This is a genomic window from Streptomyces venetus (assembly GCF_039540295.1).
Lineage (GTDB): Bacteria > Actinomycetota > Actinomycetes > Streptomycetales > Streptomycetaceae > Streptomyces > Streptomyces venetus.
Genome location: NZ_BAABET010000011.1, coordinates 42,269 through 57,574, shown reverse-complemented (window position 1 = coordinate 57,574; position 15,306 = coordinate 42,269). Strand labels below are relative to the sequence as shown.

The 15,306-nt window shown below is 72.1% G+C and carries 17 protein-coding genes; 5 read left to right on the top strand and 12 right to left on the bottom strand.

Annotated elements, in window-relative coordinates; all coding sequences use genetic code 11:
* Nucleotides 1-209: 209 nt before the first annotated feature.
* From ligA to ABEA82_RS31045, 5 genes are read right to left on the bottom strand one after another with little or no spacing between them, the layout of a single operon-like run.
* Nucleotides 210-2,405 (bottom strand): NAD-dependent DNA ligase LigA, encoded by a 2,196-nt coding sequence (gene ligA / locus ABEA82_RS31065; RefSeq protein WP_345665051.1) that lies wholly within the window; start codon nucleotides 2,403-2,405, stop codon nucleotides 210-212.
* A 15-nt stretch (nucleotides 2,406-2,420) separates the two neighbouring features.
* Entirely contained in the window at nucleotides 2,421-3,428 is a 1,008-nt protein-coding gene (locus ABEA82_RS31060) for a methionine synthase (RefSeq protein ID WP_345665050.1), read from the bottom strand.
* A 31-nt stretch (nucleotides 3,429-3,459) separates the two neighbouring features.
* Nucleotides 3,460-4,158 (bottom strand): SDR family oxidoreductase, encoded by a 699-nt coding sequence (locus tag ABEA82_RS31055; RefSeq protein ID WP_345665049.1) that lies wholly within the window; start codon nucleotides 4,156-4,158, stop codon nucleotides 3,460-3,462.
* Nucleotides 4,159-4,176: 18 nt separating this feature from the next.
* Nucleotides 4,177-4,716, bottom strand: coding sequence for an LOG family protein (locus ABEA82_RS31050; RefSeq protein ID WP_345665048.1), 540 nt, complete (start codon nucleotides 4,714-4,716; stop codon nucleotides 4,177-4,179).
* Nucleotides 4,713-5,516 (bottom strand): class I SAM-dependent methyltransferase, encoded by an 804-nt coding sequence (locus ABEA82_RS31045; protein WP_345665047.1) that lies wholly within the window; start codon nucleotides 5,514-5,516, stop codon nucleotides 4,713-4,715. Before ABEA82_RS31045 ends, ABEA82_RS31050 begins: the two co-directional genes overlap by 4 nt.
* 79 nt (nucleotides 5,517-5,595) lie before the next feature.
* Between ABEA82_RS31045 and ABEA82_RS31040 the strand changes: the two genes are divergently transcribed.
* Nucleotides 5,596-5,919 (top strand): DUF427 domain-containing protein, encoded by a 324-nt coding sequence (locus ABEA82_RS31040; protein ID WP_345665046.1) that lies wholly within the window; start codon nucleotides 5,596-5,598, stop codon nucleotides 5,917-5,919.
* A gap of 61 nt (nucleotides 5,920-5,980) precedes the next feature.
* Nucleotides 5,981-6,763: an alpha/beta fold hydrolase gene (locus tag ABEA82_RS31035; protein WP_345665045.1), complete on the top strand. Its 783-nt coding sequence runs from the start codon at nucleotides 5,981-5,983 to the stop codon at nucleotides 6,761-6,763.
* A gap of 49 nt (nucleotides 6,764-6,812) precedes the next feature.
* On the opposite strand, the gene mnmA is transcribed toward ABEA82_RS31035, so the two are convergent.
* Nucleotides 6,813-7,943 (bottom strand): tRNA 2-thiouridine(34) synthase MnmA, encoded by a 1,131-nt coding sequence (gene mnmA / locus ABEA82_RS31030; protein WP_345665044.1) that lies wholly within the window; start codon nucleotides 7,941-7,943, stop codon nucleotides 6,813-6,815.
* A 60-nt stretch (nucleotides 7,944-8,003) separates the two neighbouring features.
* On the opposite strand from mnmA, the gene ABEA82_RS31025 reads away from it, so the two are divergent.
* On the top strand, nucleotides 8,004-8,669 hold the full coding sequence (locus tag ABEA82_RS31025) for an N-acetylmuramoyl-L-alanine amidase (RefSeq protein ID WP_345665043.1): 666 nt from the start codon (nucleotides 8,004-8,006) through the stop codon (nucleotides 8,667-8,669).
* Nucleotides 8,670-8,760: 91 nt separating this feature from the next.
* Here the strand turns inward: ABEA82_RS31025 and ABEA82_RS31020 are convergent, their stop codons facing one another.
* The 3 genes from ABEA82_RS31020 to ABEA82_RS31010 all read right to left on the bottom strand — a co-directional run bounded on the left by ABEA82_RS31020 (nucleotide 8,761) and on the right by ABEA82_RS31010 (nucleotide 10,533).
* The gene (locus tag ABEA82_RS31020) at nucleotides 8,761-9,930 is read right to left on the bottom strand and encodes a cysteine desulfurase family protein (RefSeq protein WP_345665042.1); all 1,170 of its coding nucleotides are present in this window, start codon (nucleotides 9,928-9,930) and stop codon (nucleotides 8,761-8,763) included.
* 67 nt (nucleotides 9,931-9,997) lie between these two features.
* Nucleotides 9,998-10,264, bottom strand: a complete 267-nt coding sequence (locus ABEA82_RS31015) for a DUF4190 domain-containing protein (protein WP_345665041.1) — start codon at nucleotides 10,262-10,264, stop codon at nucleotides 9,998-10,000.
* Nucleotides 10,265-10,365: 101 nt separating this feature from the next.
* Entirely contained in the window at nucleotides 10,366-10,533 is a 168-nt protein-coding gene (locus ABEA82_RS31010; RefSeq protein WP_039933717.1) for a hypothetical protein, read from the bottom strand.
* A gap of 116 nt (nucleotides 10,534-10,649) precedes the next feature.
* Here ABEA82_RS31010 and ABEA82_RS31005 point away from each other — a divergent pair, with 116 nt between their 5' ends.
* Nucleotides 10,650-11,288: a TetR family transcriptional regulator gene (locus tag ABEA82_RS31005; protein WP_345665040.1), complete on the top strand. Its 639-nt coding sequence runs from the start codon at nucleotides 10,650-10,652 to the stop codon at nucleotides 11,286-11,288.
* Nucleotides 11,289-11,901: 613 nt separating this feature from the next.
* On the opposite strand, the gene ABEA82_RS31000 is transcribed toward ABEA82_RS31005, so the two are convergent.
* Nucleotides 11,902-12,879 (bottom strand): helix-turn-helix transcriptional regulator, encoded by a 978-nt coding sequence (locus tag ABEA82_RS31000; protein WP_345665039.1) that lies wholly within the window; start codon nucleotides 12,877-12,879, stop codon nucleotides 11,902-11,904.
* 103 nt (nucleotides 12,880-12,982) lie between these two features.
* Here ABEA82_RS31000 and ABEA82_RS30995 point away from each other — a divergent pair, with 103 nt between their 5' ends.
* Nucleotides 12,983-13,567, top strand: a complete 585-nt coding sequence (locus tag ABEA82_RS30995) for a TIGR03086 family metal-binding protein (protein ID WP_345665038.1) — start codon at nucleotides 12,983-12,985, stop codon at nucleotides 13,565-13,567.
* On the opposite strand, the gene ABEA82_RS30990 is transcribed toward ABEA82_RS30995, so the two are convergent.
* Together ABEA82_RS30990 and ABEA82_RS30985 are read right to left on the bottom strand one after the other, a co-directional pair.
* On the bottom strand, nucleotides 13,554-14,414 hold the full coding sequence (locus ABEA82_RS30990; protein ID WP_345665037.1) for a thioesterase family protein: 861 nt from the start codon (nucleotides 14,412-14,414) through the stop codon (nucleotides 13,554-13,556). The genes ABEA82_RS30995 and ABEA82_RS30990 overlap by 14 nt on opposite strands.
* Before the next feature lie 166 nt (nucleotides 14,415-14,580).
* On the bottom strand, nucleotides 14,581-15,273 hold the full coding sequence (locus tag ABEA82_RS30985) for a trimeric intracellular cation channel family protein (protein ID WP_425315003.1): 693 nt from the start codon (nucleotides 15,271-15,273) through the stop codon (nucleotides 14,581-14,583).
* Nucleotides 15,274-15,306: the final 33 nt, after the last annotated feature.

Below are 15,306 nucleotides of genomic sequence, written 5' to 3'. Positions count from 1 at the left end.
GACAACCCTTGGGCGGCCCGCGCTGGAAAACCCTTCCCCGTGCCCCGCGCGAGCACGAAGATGCCCCGACCGCAGCTGGGCACGGCAGGCGCACATCTCAACAGTAGGCCGCAGAAGGCTTCCACGGGCAGCGGTCGCGGACGGTTGCCCGAATGCGCCCCGGCCACCCGTATGCATCTGGTATGCGCCGAACGGGTGGCCTTCAACCGCTACTCCTCGGCCGAAAGCGCGACTTCGGCCGCCGCGTCCGGTCCCTGCTCCAGCAGGACCCCGAAACCGCCCTCGTTCAGGACGGGTACCTTCAGCTGCATCGCCTTGTCGTATTTCGATCCGGGGTTGTCACCCACGACGACGAACGAGGTCTTCTTCGAAACCGAACCGGTCACCTTCGCGCCGCGGCTCTGCAGCGCCTCCTTGGCGCCGTCCCGTGTGAAGTGTTCGAGGGTGCCGGTGACGACCACGGTGAGACCTTCGAGCGGGCGCGGGCCTTCGTCCTCGCCGGTGCTCTCCGCCTCCATGCGGACGCCCGCGGCCTTCCACTTACGGATGATTTCGCGGTGCCATTCCTCGGCGAACCACTGCTTGAGGGAGGCGGCGATGGTCGGGCCGACGCCTTCGGTGACCGCCAGCTCCTCCTCGGTGGCCTGGTCGATGCGCTCGATCGAGCGGAACTCGCGGGCCAGTGCCTCGGCCGCGACCGGGCCGACATGACGGATCGACAGGCTGGTGATGATCCGGGCGAGCGGGCGCTCCTTCGCCGCCGCGATGTTCTCCAGCATGGCGAGCGCGTTCTTGCGGGGATTGCCCTCCTGGTTCGCGAAGATCGTGGCGACCTTCTCCTCGCCGGTCTTCGGGTCGCGCTTGGGCAGACCGCTGTCCGCGTCGAGGACGTACGCCTTGATGGGCAGCAGCTGGTCGATGGTCAGGTCGAACAGGTCGCCCTCGTCGACCAGCGGCGGGTCCTTCGGCTCCAGCGGCGCGGTGAGGGCGGCCGCGGCGACGTAGCCGAAGTGCTCGATGTCCAGCGCCTTGCGGCCCGCGAGGTAGAACAGGCGCTCGCGCAACTGGGCCGGGCAGGAGCGGGCGTTCGGGCAGCGCAGGTCGACGTCGCCCTCCTTCATCGGCCTGAGCGGTGTGCCGCACTCGGGACACTCGCTCGGCATCACGAACTCGCGCTCGCTGCCGTCGCGCAGGTCGGCGACCGGGCCGAGGATCTCCGGGATGACGTCACCGGCCTTGCGCAGGACGACCGTGTCACCGATGAGGACGCCCTTGGCCTTGACCACGTCCTGGTTGTGCAGCGTGGCGAACTCCACCTCGGAGCCCGCGACCGTGACCGGCTCGACCTGGGCGTACGGCGTGACCCGGCCCGTGCGGCCCACGCCCACGCGGATGTTGACGAGCTTGGTGTTGACCTCCTCCGGCGCGTACTTGTACGCGATCGCCCAGCGCGGGGCGCGCGAGGTCGAGCCGAGGCGGCCTTGGAGCGGGATCTCGTCGAGCTTGACGACGACTCCGTCGATCTCGTGCTCCACGGAGTGGCGGTTCTCGCCGTAGTGGGCGATGAACTCCCCCGCGCCCTCGATGCCGTCGACCACCCGGTTGTGCCGGGAGGTGGGCAGGCCCCAGGTCTTCAGCAGGTCGTACGCCTGCGAGAGGCGGGTCAGGCCGGTGAAGCCCTCCAGGGCGCCGATGCCGTGGACCACCATGTGCAGGGGGCGGGTGGCGGTGACGCGCGGGTCCTTCTGGCGCAGTGAACCGGCGGCGGCGTTGCGCGGGTTGGCGAAGGGTTTGTCGCCGGCCTCGACCAGCCGGGCGTTGAGCTCCTGGAACTTCTCCATCGGGAAGTAGACCTCGCCGCGGATCTCCACCAGGTCGGGGACGCGGTCGCCCTTGAGGCGCTCCGGGATCTCGGCGATCGTGCGGACGTTGGGCGTGATGTCCTCGCCGGTGCGGCCGTCGCCGCGGGTCGCCGCACGGGTGAGGCGGCCGTGCTCGTAGGTGAGGTTCACGGCGAGGCCGTCGACCTTCAGCTCGCACAGGAAGTGGTAGTCCTGCTCGCCCAGTTCCCTCGCGATCCGCTCCGACCAGGCGGCGAGCTCCTCCTCGTTGAAGGTGTTGTCGAGGGAGAGCATGCGCTCGCGGTGCTCGACCGCCGTGAACTCCGTGGCGTACGCGCCCGCGACCTTCTGGGTCGGCGAGTCGGGGGTGCGCAGCTCCGGGTGCTCGTCCTCCAGCGCCTCCAGGGAACGCAGCAGTTGGTCGAACTCCGCGTCGCTGACGACGGGAGCGTCCTTCACGTAGTAGCGGAAGCGGTGCTCCTCGATCTGCTCCGCGAGGCGCGCGTGCTTCTCCCGTGCCTCGGCGGGCACCGTCGTCGTCTCCGCTTGCTTGTCGCCGGCCACCGTGTCGTCCTCCCGTTACTCTGGGTTGTCCGCGAGGGATCTCGCCGCCCGGACGCAGTGCGCGAGGGCCGAGCGCGCGTACCCCGGGGAGGCCCCCGCGAGTCCGCACGCCGGGGTGAGCGTGACCGCCTTTGCGAGAAGCCCCGGTGACAGTCCCAGCCTGCGCCACAGCGTCCTGACACCCATGACGCTACCGGCAGGGTCTGACAATGGGCCCTCGGTGCCCGGGACGACACCGGCGAAGAGCCGGGTGCCGCCCTCCACCGCCTCCCCGATCGTCTCGTCGTCACGCTCGGTGAGCAGGGAGAAGTCGAAGGAGACGGCCGCCGCGCCCGCCCGGCGCAGCAGGGCGAAGGGCACGTCCGGTGCGCAGGAGTGGACGACGACCGGACCGTCGGAGTGCACCCCGACGAGGTCGCGGAGCGTGGCCTCGACGATCTGCCGGTCGACGGCGCGGTGGGTGCGGTAGCCGCTGGCGGTCTTCACCTGGCCGCGCAGGACGGCGGTGAGGGACGGCTCGTCGAGCTGGAGGACGAGGTGCGCCCCGGGGATCCGCCGCCGCACCTCGGCGAGGTGCAGACGCAGCCCTTCGGCGAGGGAGGCGGCGAGGTCCCGGCAGGCGCCGGCGTCGGAGAGGGCCGCCTCACCGTTCCGCAGCTCCAGGTTGGCGGCGAGGGTCCACGGCCCGACGGCCTGGACCTTCAGCGGACCCTCGTACTCCTGCGTGAACTCCTCGAGTGCGTCGAGGTCCTCGCCGAGCCAGGAGCGGGCCCGCTTGGTGTCCCGCCCCGGCCGGTCGCCGAGCCGCCATCCGCTGGGCTCCACATGCGCGTACAGCTCGACGAGCATCCCGGCGGTCCGCCCGATCATGTCCGCTCCGGGGCCCCGGGCGGGCAGTTCGGGCAGGAAGGGGAAGTCCTCGAAGGTGCCGGTGACGGTCTTGGCGGCTTCTCGGGCGTCGCCGCCCGGCATGGACCCCACGCCGGTGGCGGCACCGAACCTGAACTGGCTGTTTTCACTCACCGGAGAAGCCTACGCAGCGACGGGGCCGGGGTCAGTTCCCCGGTCGTACCGTCAGGTCGTTGACCTCCGCGTCCCTCGGCAGATCCAGGGCCGTCAGGATCGTCGTGGCCACCGACTCCGGGTCGATCCACTTCGAGGCGTCGTACTCCTTGCCCTCCTGCTGGTGGACCTTGGCCTGCATGGGGCTCGCCGTGCGGCCGGGGTAGACCGAGGTGACGCGGACGCCGTTCGCGTGCTCCTCGTGGCGCAGGGAGTCGGCGAGGGCCTTCAGGCCGTGCTTGGAGGCGGCGTACGCCGACCAGCCGGCGTGGGCGTTGAGGCCGGCGCCGGAGTTGACGAAGACCACGTGGCCCCGGGCGGCGCGCAACTGGGGCAGAAAGTGCCGGGTCAGCTCGGCGGGGGCGACGAGGTTGACGTTGAGCTGGTGGCGCCAGGTCTTCGGGGTGAGGTCGCCGACCGGGCCGAGGTCGACGACCCCGGCGATGTGCAGCAGCGAGTCCACCCGGTCCGGCAGCGACTGGTGGGAGAACGCCCAGGAGAGCCTGTCCGGGTCGGCCAGGTCGCCGACCAGGGTCTTCGCCCCGGGGAACTCCGCCGCCAGTTCCTTCGCACGGCCCGCGTCGCGCGCGTGCAGCACGAGCTCGTCCCCGCGCGCGTGCAGATGGCGGGCCACCGCCGCGCCGATGCCGGAACCCGCCCCGGTGATCACATGAGTAGCCATGCCCGCCATGCTCGCATCAGAGCCGGATCACTCGATGCCCCGGCTCTCCTCCAGGTACGCCAGGGCCCCCACCGGCTCCTCCGCGAAGAACACCAGGTCGGTGAGCGGGCGGGGCAGGAAGCCCTCGTCCTCCATGCGGCGGAACTGCTCCTTCAGGCCGTCGTAGAACCCGGCGGTGTTGAGCAGCACCACCGGCTTGTCCGTGTGGCCGTGCTTCTTCAGCTCCAGGATCTCGGTCGCCTCGTCGAGCGTGCCGGTGCCGCCCACCATGATCACCACGGCGTCGGCCCTCTCCAGGAGCAGCCTCTTGCGCTCGGCGAGGTCCTTGGCCACCACCATCTCGTCGACACCCGGACGGGCCTTGGCCGCGAGGAACTGCACGGAGACGCCGGCCAGCCGGCCGCCCGCCTCCTGCACTCCGTCGGCGACGACCTTCATGAGGCCGACGTCGGAGCCGCCCCACACGAGCGTGTGACCGCCCTTGCCCAGCAGCTTGGCGAACTCCCGCGCGGGGCGGGTGTAGCGCTCGTCGAGGTCGGCGGCCGAGAGGAAGACACAGATGTTCATGGGCCCACCGTACGGGTCCGGTCGGCGGTGGCGGCGACCCGTATTTTCGACTGCCGGTGCGGGAGCCGTTCCCAGTCGTCCATGAACCGGGCGGTCAGGCCGTGCTTCGCGGCGAGTTCGATCAGCGTCGCCGTCCGGTAGTAGAAGTCCTCGCGCAGCACCTGGTGCTCCTCGCCCTCGGTGCGGTCGTAGGTGAAGTCGAAGAACCCGCCGGGTGCGAGGATCCGCCCGACGTGGGCGAAGCACTCCTCGATGACGTGCGGCGGGGAGTGGGAGAAGACACTGTGGGCGTGCACGACGTCGAAGTGCGCGTCGGGCAGGAAGGCGAAGGTGAGGTCGTCGGCGAACGCGAGGTAGGGCAGTTTGGGTTGGAGGTTCTCGGCCACGAGGGTGTCCTGGGCGGCGAGCAGGATGTGCGGCGATATGTCGATGCCGTAGTAGTGCCCGGTGTCGAGGTGGTCGATGAACAGCCGCCCGGCGCGCAGGTTGCCGCAGCCGATCTCCAGCATCCGGTGGTGCGGCTTCAGGCCGTGCCCCACCAGGTAGTCGAACTGCATGCGCCCGATCCGCGCCCACGCCTCGCGCGACGGGTTGTGTCCCACCGCCGCCTCCGTGCTGCGCGCCGCGTCGGAGGCCATCACGGCACGGTAGTAGGCGATGTGGTCGCGGTACCGCAGCCGCAGCCAGGCGTCCCGCACCGCGCGCCGGGCGTGCGCGGGCACGCGCTCCGGGTGGCGCAGGGCGTATCGGACCTGGTGGGTCAGGGCGCTGCGGTTCCTGGCCGGTTCCGTGGCTCGCACGATGCCTCCTGCGGCAGGGGAAGAACTCCGCTTCAGCGTGCGCTGTACCGGAGGAGTCGGCTACCCAAGGAGGGCGATCGTGACCACCGGGCATCGCATCACCATCGAGCAGAGCGGGCGGCACGTGCGCGTGGTGCACGAGGGGCAGGTGCTGGCGGAGAGTGACCGGTCGCTGGTCCTGCGCGAGACGGGCTGTCCCGAGCGGTACTACTTCCCGGCCGAGGACGTGCGTCTGGACCTGCTGACGCCGTCCGGCACGCGGACGCACTGCCCGTTCAAGGGTGACGCGTCCTACTGGTCGCTGCCGGGCGCCGCGGACCTCGTCTGGGCGTATCCGGAGCCCAAGCCGGACGTCGCGGAGATCAAGGACCACCTGTGCTTCTACGAGGTGGAAGTGATCTGATCGGCGGACGCGCCGCTCGCCTCACCCATGAAGCCCGTGCCGTGCGGCAGTCTGCACTGACATGGACAAGAAGATCCTTTCTCGCGACGGCACCCGCATCGCCTTCGAGAGCACCGGCCAGGGTCCCGCGGTCGTCCTGGTGAGCGGCGCGATGTCGACGGGCGGCACCCTGGCGCCGCTGGCCGTGTCGCTCTCGGAGCGTTTCCAGGCCGTCGTGTACGACCGCCGGGGCCGTGGGGCCAGCGGCGACACCGCGCCGTACGCCGTGGAGCGCGAGGTCGAGGACCTGGCGGCGGTGATCGAGGCGGTGGGCGGCGAGGCGTGCCTGTACGGCATCTCGTCGGGCGGGGCGCTGGCGCTGGAGGCGGCGGCGAGCGGACTGCCGGTGCGGCGCGTGGCGGTGTACGAGACGCCGTTCGCGATGACCGAGGAAGGGGCCGAGGAGCGCGCGGAGTACACCGGACGGCTGAAGGAGGCGCTCGGTGAGGGGCGGCGCGGGGACGCGGTGGAGCTGTTCCTGCGGCTGACCGGCCTGGCCGAGGGGGTCATCCAGGGCGCCCGCCAGTCCCCCATGTGGGCCGGCATGGAGGCCATCGCCCCGAGCCTCGCCTACGACGACGCCGTGATGCGCGACGGCCGGGTCCCGCGCTCCCGGCTGGCCTCCGTCGGCGTCCCCGTCCTCGCGGTCGCGGGCGACGCGAGCCCGGCCTGGCTCCGCGAGGCGGCCCGGGCGATCGCGGAATCCGTCCCCGAGGGGGCGTACCGGGCCCTCCAGGGCCAGACCCACATGGTGGAGCCGAACGTGCTGGCGCCGGTGCTGCTGGAGTTCTTCTCGCGGGGCTGAGACGCGGGACCGAGAGGGCCGCGCCCCGCCGCGGGGAGGGCTTCGGGTGTCAGGCTACGCCCGCCGGGGTCCGCTTCGTCGACGCGATCGTCGCCGAGCCGACCACCCGGGTGCCGTCGTACAGCACGATCGCCTGGCCGGGGGCGACGCCGCGGACCGGCTCGCTGAAGGTGACCTCCAGGGAGCCGTCGATCAGCTCGGCCGTGACCTCGGTCTCGCCGCCGTGGGCGCGGAGCTGGGCCGTGTAGGTGCCGGGGCCGGTCGGGGCGACGCCGCACCAGCGGGGCTTGACGGCGGTGAGGGCGCTGACGTCCAGGGCGGACGCCGGGCCGACGGTCACCGTGTTGTCCACCGGGGAGATGTCGAGGACGTAGCGCGGCTTGCCGTCGGGGGCCGGGGTGCCGATGCGCAGGCCCTTGCGCTGGCCGATGGTGAAGCCGAACGCGCCCTCGTGGGTGCCGAGCTTCGCTCCCGACTCGTCGACGATGTCGCCCTCCGCCTTGCCGAGCCGGTCCGCGAGGAAGCCCTGGGTGTCGCCGTCGGCGATGAAGCAGATGTCGTGCGAGTCGGGCTTCTTGGCCACCGCCAGTCCCCGGCGCTCGGCCTCGGCGCGGATCTCGTCCTTGGTGGTGACGGTGTCGCCCAGGGGGAACATCGCGTGGGCGAGCTGCCGGTCGTCCAGCACGCCGAGGACGTACGACTGGTCCTTGGCCATGTCGGAGGCGCGGTGCAGCTCGCGCGTGCCGTCCTCGTGCGTGATCACCTTGGCGTAGTGGCCCGTGCAGACCGCGTCGAAGCCCAGCGCCAGCGCCTTGTCCAGCAGCGCGGCGAACTTGATCTTCTCGTTGCAGCGCAGGCAGGGGTTGGGCGTGCGTCCGGCCTCGTACTCGGCGACGAAGTCCTCGACGACGTCCTCACGGAAGCGGTCGGCGAGGTCCCACACGTAGAACGGGATGCCGATGACGTCGGCGGCGCGGCGGGCGTCGCGCGAGTCCTCGATGGTGCAGCAGCCCCGCGCGCCCGTGCGGAAGGATTGCGGGTTGGCGGAGAGGGCGAGGTGGACGCCGGTCACGTCGTGGCCCGCCTCGGCCGCACGGGCGGCGGCGACGGCGGAGTCGACTCCGCCGGACATGGCGGCCAGGACACGGAGGGGACGGGAGCGCTGCGGGGTGTCAGTCATAGCCCCTCCAGGGTACGGGGACGCGGGAACCAGGGCTCGCGAGTATGCGTTGACGATCACATGGGACAGCGGAAGGCTTCGACGGACGGCGACCGGAAGGTCGGGCGCCGCGCGTTGCTGATCGGCGGGTTGGCGGCGGCGACGGGCACGGCCGTGCTGGCCCGGGACGAGCTCGCGCGCCTGTGGTGGCGGACCCCGGGCGTCGAGAAGCCGCGCAAGGAGGGCGAGGTCGACTACGCGGGCGCGCGCTGGGTGGCGGCGTCGGACGCGAACTGGCGCCGGGCGGACCGGCCCGACGACTTCGGCATAGACACGGTGATCGTCCATGTCACGCAGGGCAGCTTCGACAGCGCGGTGAAGGCCTTCCAGGATCCGGGGCACAAGGCGGCCACGCACTACATCGTCCGCCAGGACGGGCACGTCACGCAGATGATCCGCGAGCTGGACGTGGCGTACCACGCGGGAAACCGCGACTACAACGAGCGCAGTGTCGGCATCGAGCACGAGGGCTTCGTCGACCGTCCGCAGGACTTCACGGACGAGATGTACGAGGCCTCGGCCCGCCTCACGGCCCGGATCTGCGCGCGGTACGACATACCCGTCGACCGCGAGCACATCATCGGCCACGTGGAGGTCCCGGGCACGGACCACACGGACCCTGGGCCGCACTGGGACTGGAAGAAGTACATGCGGCTGGTGCGTGAGGCGCGTACGGCTCCGGCCTGATCCGGCCGGTGGACCGGCCGGGTCCCGTTCATCCGGTCGGTGGGCCGGCCGGGCCCCGTTCATCGGTCGGTGGACCGGTCAATCGGCCCCGTCAGGTCAGTCCCGCCGCCCTGGCCCGTTCCACCGCCGGTCCGATGGCCTTCGCCAGGGCCTCGATGTCGGCCTCCGTGGAGGTGTGGCCGAGGGAGAAGCGGAGGGTGCCGCGGGCCAGGTCGGGGTCGGTGCCGGTGGCGAGGAGGACATGGCTGGGCTGGGCGACGCCGGCGGTGCAGGCGGAGCCGGTGGAGCACTCGATGCCCTGGGCGTCGAGCAGGAGCAGCAGGGAGTCGCCCTCGCAGCCGGGGAACGTGAAGTGCGCGTTGGCCGGGAGGCGGCCCTCCGGGTCCGGGTCGCCGCCGAGGATCGCGTCCGGTACGGCCGAGCGGACCGCGGAGACGAGGGCGTCGCGCAGGGCGCCGATCTCGCGGGCGAACCACTCGCGCTGCTCGGCGGCCAGCCGCCCGGCGACCGCGAAGGAGGCGATGGCGGGCACGTCGAGGGTGCCGGAGCGCACATGCCGCTCCTGGCCGCCGCCGTGCAGGACGGGGACGGGGGTGTGCTCACGGCCGAGGACCAGGGCGCCGATGCCGTACGGGCCGCCGATCTTGTGGCCGGTCACCGTCATCGCGGCGAGGCCGGAGGAGGCGAAGTCCACGGGGATCTGGCCGAAGGCCTGGACGGCGTCGGAGTGCAGGGGGACACCGAACTCAGCAGCGGTGTCGGCGAGTTCGCGGATCGGCAGGATCGTCCCGATCTCGTTGTTCGCCCACATGACGGTGGCGAGGGCCACATCGTCGGGGTTGCGGGCGATCGCCTCGCGCAGGGTGTCCGGGTGGACGCGGCCGTGGGCGTCGACCGGGAGGTACTCGACGGTGGCGCCCTCGTGTTCGCCGAGCCAGTGCACGGCGTCGAGGACGGCGTGGTGCTCGACGGGGCTGGCGAGGACGCGGGTGCGGGCCGGGTCGGCGTCGCGGCGCGACCAGTAGAGGCCCTTGACGGCGAGGTTGTCGGCCTCCGTGCCGCCCGAGGTGAAGACGACCTCGCTGGGGCGGGCGCCGAGGGCTTCGGCGAGGGTCTCGCGGGCCTCCTCGACGGTGCGGCGGGCCTGCCGGCCGGATGCGTGGAGGGAGGACGCGTTGCCGGTGGCACCCAGGTGGGCGGTGAGCGCCTCTGCCGCCTCCGGGAGCATCGGGGTGGTCGCGGCGTGGTCGAGGTAAGCCATGGTGAGCCCGATTCTACGGCTCCCCTTCGATCGGCCTCAGATCAAGGCTGGCCGAACCTGGCGTGGCTCAGAAGCTCCAGGAGACCGAGTTGTCCGCCTGCATGAACGCCACCAGGACCAGCAGGTCGGCGACGCCCAGACCGAGGCCCAGGAAGGCACGGCCGCGGCGCTTGGTGCCGCGCCACAGGGCGACGCCCGCCAGCACGATGGCGATGGGGCCGAGGAAGACGTTGAGGACGAGGAGGCCGAGCAGGCCCAGGATGAAGGACGCGACGGCCATGCCGTCGGTGTCTCGGATGCCGGTGCGGCGTGTGGCCGGAGCGGTGAGCTGCATGGTGATCGACTCCCGGTGATCGGGTCGGTGGAGCGGTGGTCCGTGCGTGGGCGCGCGGTCAGTGGGCCTGCTGCGACGGTCAGTGGGCCTGCGCGCCGCCGTCAGTGGGCCTGCGTGTGGCGCCGGCGGCCGTGGCGCTCGCGGAGCGCGAAGATGCCGAGCCAGACGGCGATGACGACGCCCGCGGCGACGGAGAAGGTCAGCGGCGCGTGGGCGACGGTGCCCAGGACGACGCCCAGCAGCAGGAGCGCGGCGACGATGAACAGCACGGTTAACGACCCCCAGGGTCTCGGTGAACGATTGTAGTTACAGGTGTTCACTGACTTCCCAGTCTAGCGCCTCTCAAGACTTTCCAATTACAGAGAACAGTTGTTAACTGCATGGTATGAGTCACACTCTCGGCATCCGGCAGGCCCAGAAGCAGAAGACCCGGCAGGCACTCCTGGACGCGGCCCTGGGGCTGCTGGAGGAGCAGAGCCTGAGCAGCCTCGGGCTGCGCGAGGTCACCCGCGCCGTCGGTGTCGCCCCGACCGCCTTCTACCGCCACTTCCGCTCCACGGCGGACCTGGGCGTGGCCCTGGTAGAGGAGGCGCTGGGCAGCCTGCACCCCATGATCCGGACGACGGTGTCCACGACGGACGACAGCCAGGAACGCATCACGCGCGCCATCGAGCTGATCGCCCGTCACGTCGACGGGTACCCCGCCCATGTCCGATTCATCGCCCGCGAGCGACATGGCGGAGTTCAGCCGGTACGGGAGGCGATACGCGACCAACTGGCCCGGTTCGCCCAGGAGGTCAAGGAGGAACTGGCCGAGGACCCGGTGTCCGAAGGCTGGTCCGAGGACGACCTGCTGATGCTCGCGCACCTCTACGTCGACCAGATGCTGATCACCGCGTCGCTCTTCCTGGAGGCACTGGAGGGGCCGGAGGAGGAGCGGGAGGAGCGGGCCCGGAACGTCGCACGGGTGGCGACCCGCCAGATGCGGCTGATCGGGCTGGGCCGCCACCACTGGCTGGACTGACCCGGCCCGCACGACGCGGGGGGCGGCGCGCCCGTCCCCGGGCGCGCCGCCCCCGCGGCTTTCGGCTACGCCTACTGCGCCTGCCCCTGCCCGCCACCGCCCGGCGCACCGCAGCCGCCGCCTTGCCCGCCCCCGGGACCGCCCTGCCCGCCGCCCGGCGCCCCGCTGGGCATCCCGGAAGGCGCCCCGGAAGGCGCCCCGGACGGGGCACCCGACGGCTTGGCACCACCTGCGGCGCCACCCGAAGCACCGCCCGAAGCAGCTTTGGACGGAGCCCCTGAAGGAGCCCCCGAAGGAGCCCCGGACGGCGCCCCGCTCGGCATCCCCGAAGGCGCCTGGCAGGCCTGCTGCTGTTGCCCGGACCCGCCGCCACTGCCCGAGGACGACGAGGAGTCACCCGACCCGCAGGCCACCAACGCCAGGGGCGACAGCACCAGCAGGGTCACGGCCGGAACGAGACGCGCACGCTTCATGAGAGACAACTCCAAGGCAGATGAGGAAGTCCTGAGGCGGGCACTCAACCAACGCCGCATAGGCCTTCCTTGGGCCCGCCCTGTGACCGCCCTGTCAGCGAGGCAAAGCGCATCTCAAGGCACCTGCCCGACCTGCGGTTTCACCCCGGCGCTCGGCCCGGGCGCCGGTACAGCCCCGTGACAGAGGCGGCCGTCCGGGCCAGCTCCTCGCGCACCTGAGAGGGCGAGAGGACCTCCACCTGGTCGGCGAAGGCGAGCAGCTGGCGGGTCTCGCCGAGGGCCCCGTAGGTCAGCCGCGCGGTCACCCACTCGCTCTCACCGTCGTCCTCGGGAAGCCCCGCCAGCAGGGGGGCCGTCAGCCGCAGGAACATGTCGAGCCGGTCACGCCGCACCCTGACCGTGACGTCGAGCCGCTCGGGACGCGCCTCGACCTGCCGGCGCAGGACCTCCCAGACGTCGGCGAGTTCGACGCCCCGGCGGCGCCGCACCGGATCGTCGAGGAGCCGGGCCGAGTGCACCCGGTCCGCCCGGAAGAGCCGTGGTGCGGCCCGCCGGTCGGCGACCAGGTACCAGACGCCCGCCTTGGCGACGAGGCCGTAGGGGTCGACGGTGTAGGTCCGCACCTGGCGCTCTCCGCTGTGCCGGTAGCGCAGCCGCAGCCTGCGGTCGGCGAAGACCGCGTCGCGCAGCACCTCCAGGTCGACGGCCGGCTGCGGACCGCCCCGCCAGCGGGTGGCGTCGACGAGGATGCGGCGGGAGGCCGTCTCGGCTGCCGGGCGGTGCGGGGCCGGCAGTGCGGCCATCACCTTGCGCAGGGCCGAGCCGAACGCCGCGTCCAGCCCGAGCGCGGTGTGCGCGCCCTGCGCGGCCAGGACGAACAGCGCGCGGGACTCGTCGGCGGTCAGGCCGGTGACGTCCGTGCGGAACCCGGCGAGCAGTTCGATGCCGCCGTGCCGTCCGCGTTCGGCGTAGACCGGGACGCCCGCGGCCGACAGGGATTCGACGTCGCGGTAGACGGTGCGGACGGACACCTCGAGCCGCTCGGCGAGTTCGCGGGCCGGGACCCGGCCGCGGGTCTGCAGGAGCAGCAGGATCGACAGCAGTCGGTCGGACTTCACGGCATCAGCATCGTGCCGCGCGCGAGGCCGCGGCAAATGTTGACGGACGTTGTCAGGTTATCCGGCGATGCTCCTCTCGCCCACCCACACAGGAGGAGATGTGATGACCACCGACCCCCGCCCGCTGTTCGCCCGCGCCGCCGAGCAGGCCGCAGCGCTGATCGGGACCGTACGCGCCGAGCAGCTCGGCCGCCCCACGCCCTGCTCCGAGTTCGACGTGCGCACGCTGCTGAGCCATCTCACCGGCGGGGCCCGCCGCATCGCGGTAGTGGCCGAGGGAGGCGACGCGGTCGCCGCCCCGCCGTTCGCCGAGGACGTGTCCGACGACGGCTGGGCCGTCGCGTACGACGAGGCCAGGATCCGGGCCGTCAAGGCATGGGCGGGCGACGACCGACTCGACGCGGTGGTGCGTCTGCCGTTCGGCGAGATGCCGGGCCGGGCCGCCCTGTCGGCCTACGTCATGGAGACGGTGACCCACACCTGGGACCTGTCCGAGGCGCTGGGGCGGCCGCTCGCCCTCGATCCGGAGCTGGCCGAGTTCGCGCTCACCGTCGGCCACCGCATGCTGCCCGACGAACAGCGGGACGAGCGCACGCCGTTCGGCTCGGCCCGGCCGGCCCCCGAGGGAGCCGGCGCCTACGACAGGCTGGCCGCCTGGCTGGGGCGCGAGCCGCTCAGCCGAGCCTGACCCGGGCGAGCTGCCGGGACTGCGCGACCAGCCGGCCGGCGCTGTCCCACACCTCGGCGTCCTCCTCCAGGAAGCCGCCGGCGAGGTTGCGCGTGGTGATCGACACGCGCAGCGGGCCCGGCGCCGGACGGCAGCGGACGTGCACGGTCAGCTCGACGGTGGGCACCCAGCCCTTCAGCCCGAGCTCGAAGGCGGTGGGCGGCAGGGCGTCCACCGTCAGCAGCAGGGAGAGCGGGTCGGCGTCCCGGCCGTCCGCGAGGCCGAACCAGGCCCGCATCTCGCCGTTGCCGGAGGGCTGTCCGAGGGCCCAGCCCAGGGTCGACGGGTCGAGCTTGAGCATCAGCCGGTCCGCGATGGCCGAGCTGCCGTCGACGGGGGCGGGCCCGTCCTCGGGGCCGAAGCACTGCTCGATCGGCGGAATGGCGGGCGGCACGGCCGTCGTACGGACGTCGTCGGGCAGGGCGTCCAGGTCGCCGTAGGAGGCGAGGACACGGATGCGCTCGACCTCGCGGCCCTGGTCGTCGTACTGGAAGAGCGAGGCCTGGCCGGTCGAGAGGGTCCGGCCGGTGCGGACCACGTCGGTGCGGACGACCGCCGGGCCGGGCTGGGACGCCGTCAGGTAGTGCGCCGAGACGGTGAAGGGGTCGGCGTGCGGCAGGGCGTCCGCGAGCGCGCGGCCCAGGACCGCCAGCAGGTAGCCGCCGTTGACGGCGCTGATGATCGTCCAGCCGGCGGAGAGGTCGATGTCGTAGACGCCGGGCGCACGGCGGGTGACCGCGGTGTCGCGGTCGAACTCGCTGTCGCCGATCGTGGCCCGGACGGCCGGGGCGGAGGCTGCTTCTGGCATGCCTGAACAGTACAAGAACTAACTACTAAGCGGTAGCTTTGCAGGTCCTGGAGAGATCCACCGGAGGTCCCGGCGTGGCCCGGACGCTGATGCCGCTGTTCGCCCAGGAGGCGGCCGTGGCCCTGGGCGTTCCGCCGGCTGACGGAGGTCGCCGGCCGCGGCCCCCTCACGGCAGGAGGGGCTGCTCCTCCTCGCTCACCGTCGACCGCCGGTGCCACGCCCGCGGAGCTCGCCAGTGGTACCGCATCGCGAGCAGCCGCAGTACGAAAGCGGTGATCACGGCGAGGGTGCTGGTGAGCGGGGACAGGGCGTCGTAGCGGATGCACAGCACGACCATCGTGGCGCCGACGATCGCCGGCACCGCGTAGAGGTCGCGGTCCCAGCGCAGCAGCGAGGGCACCTCGTTGGCGAGCACGTCCCGCAGCACGCCCCCGCCCACCGCGGTGACCATCCCCAGACAGGCCGAGGCGGTCAGGTTGAGCCCGTACTCGTACGCCTTGGTCGTCCCGGCGACGCAGAACAGGCCGAGGCCGGCCGCGTCGAAGACGTTCACGGCGACCTGGATGCGCTCCACGTGGGGGTGGAGGAAAAAGACGAGGAGAGTGGCGAGCAGCGGGGTGAGGAAGTACCCCAGGTCCGTGAAGGCGGCGGGCGGGACGGCCCCGATGACCAGGTCGCGGAAGAGCCCGCCACCCAGCGCGGTGCCCTCGGCGAGCACGGCCATGCCGAACACGTCGAAGTTCTTGCGGACCGCCAGCAGCGCGCCGGAGATCGCGAAGACGAAGATGCCGATCAGCTCGAGCGAGTGCTGGACGGACGGGGTGAAGAGTTCCTGGAGCACCCGAACATTTTTACCCATGGCCGAGCCCCCGCCCCCCGGTGTGCGGGGGCG

Coding starts and splice junctions, on each gene's coding strand:
- ABEA82_RS31055 (WP_345665049.1), bottom strand. CDS start 4,158: ATGGCGGGCATGGCTACTCATGTGATCACCGGGGCGGGTTCCGGCATC.
- ABEA82_RS31050 (WP_345665048.1), bottom strand. CDS start 4,716: ATGAACATCTGTGTCTTCCTCTCGGCCGCCGACCTCGACGAGCGCTAC.
- ABEA82_RS31035 (WP_345665045.1), top strand. CDS start 5,981: ATGGACAAGAAGATCCTTTCTCGCGACGGCACCCGCATCGCCTTCGAG.
- mnmA (WP_345665044.1), bottom strand. CDS start 7,943: ATGACTGACACCCCGCAGCGCTCCCGTCCCCTCCGTGTCCTGGCCGCC.
- ABEA82_RS31025 (WP_345665043.1), top strand. CDS start 8,004: ATGGGACAGCGGAAGGCTTCGACGGACGGCGACCGGAAGGTCGGGCGC.
- ABEA82_RS31020 (WP_345665042.1), bottom strand. CDS start 9,930: ATGGCTTACCTCGACCACGCCGCGACCACCCCGATGCTCCCGGAGGCG.
- ABEA82_RS31015 (WP_345665041.1), bottom strand. CDS start 10,264: ATGCAGCTCACCGCTCCGGCCACACGCCGCACCGGCATCCGAGACACC.
- ABEA82_RS31005 (WP_345665040.1), top strand. CDS start 10,650: ATGAGTCACACTCTCGGCATCCGGCAGGCCCAGAAGCAGAAGACCCGG.
- ABEA82_RS30995 (WP_345665038.1), top strand. CDS start 12,983: ATGACCACCGACCCCCGCCCGCTGTTCGCCCGCGCCGCCGAGCAGGCC.
- ABEA82_RS30990 (WP_345665037.1), bottom strand. CDS start 14,414: ATGCCAGAAGCAGCCTCCGCCCCGGCCGTCCGGGCCACGATCGGCGAC.
- ABEA82_RS30985 (WP_425315003.1), bottom strand. CDS start 15,273: ATGGGTAAAAATGTTCGGGTGCTCCAGGAACTCTTCACCCCGTCCGTC.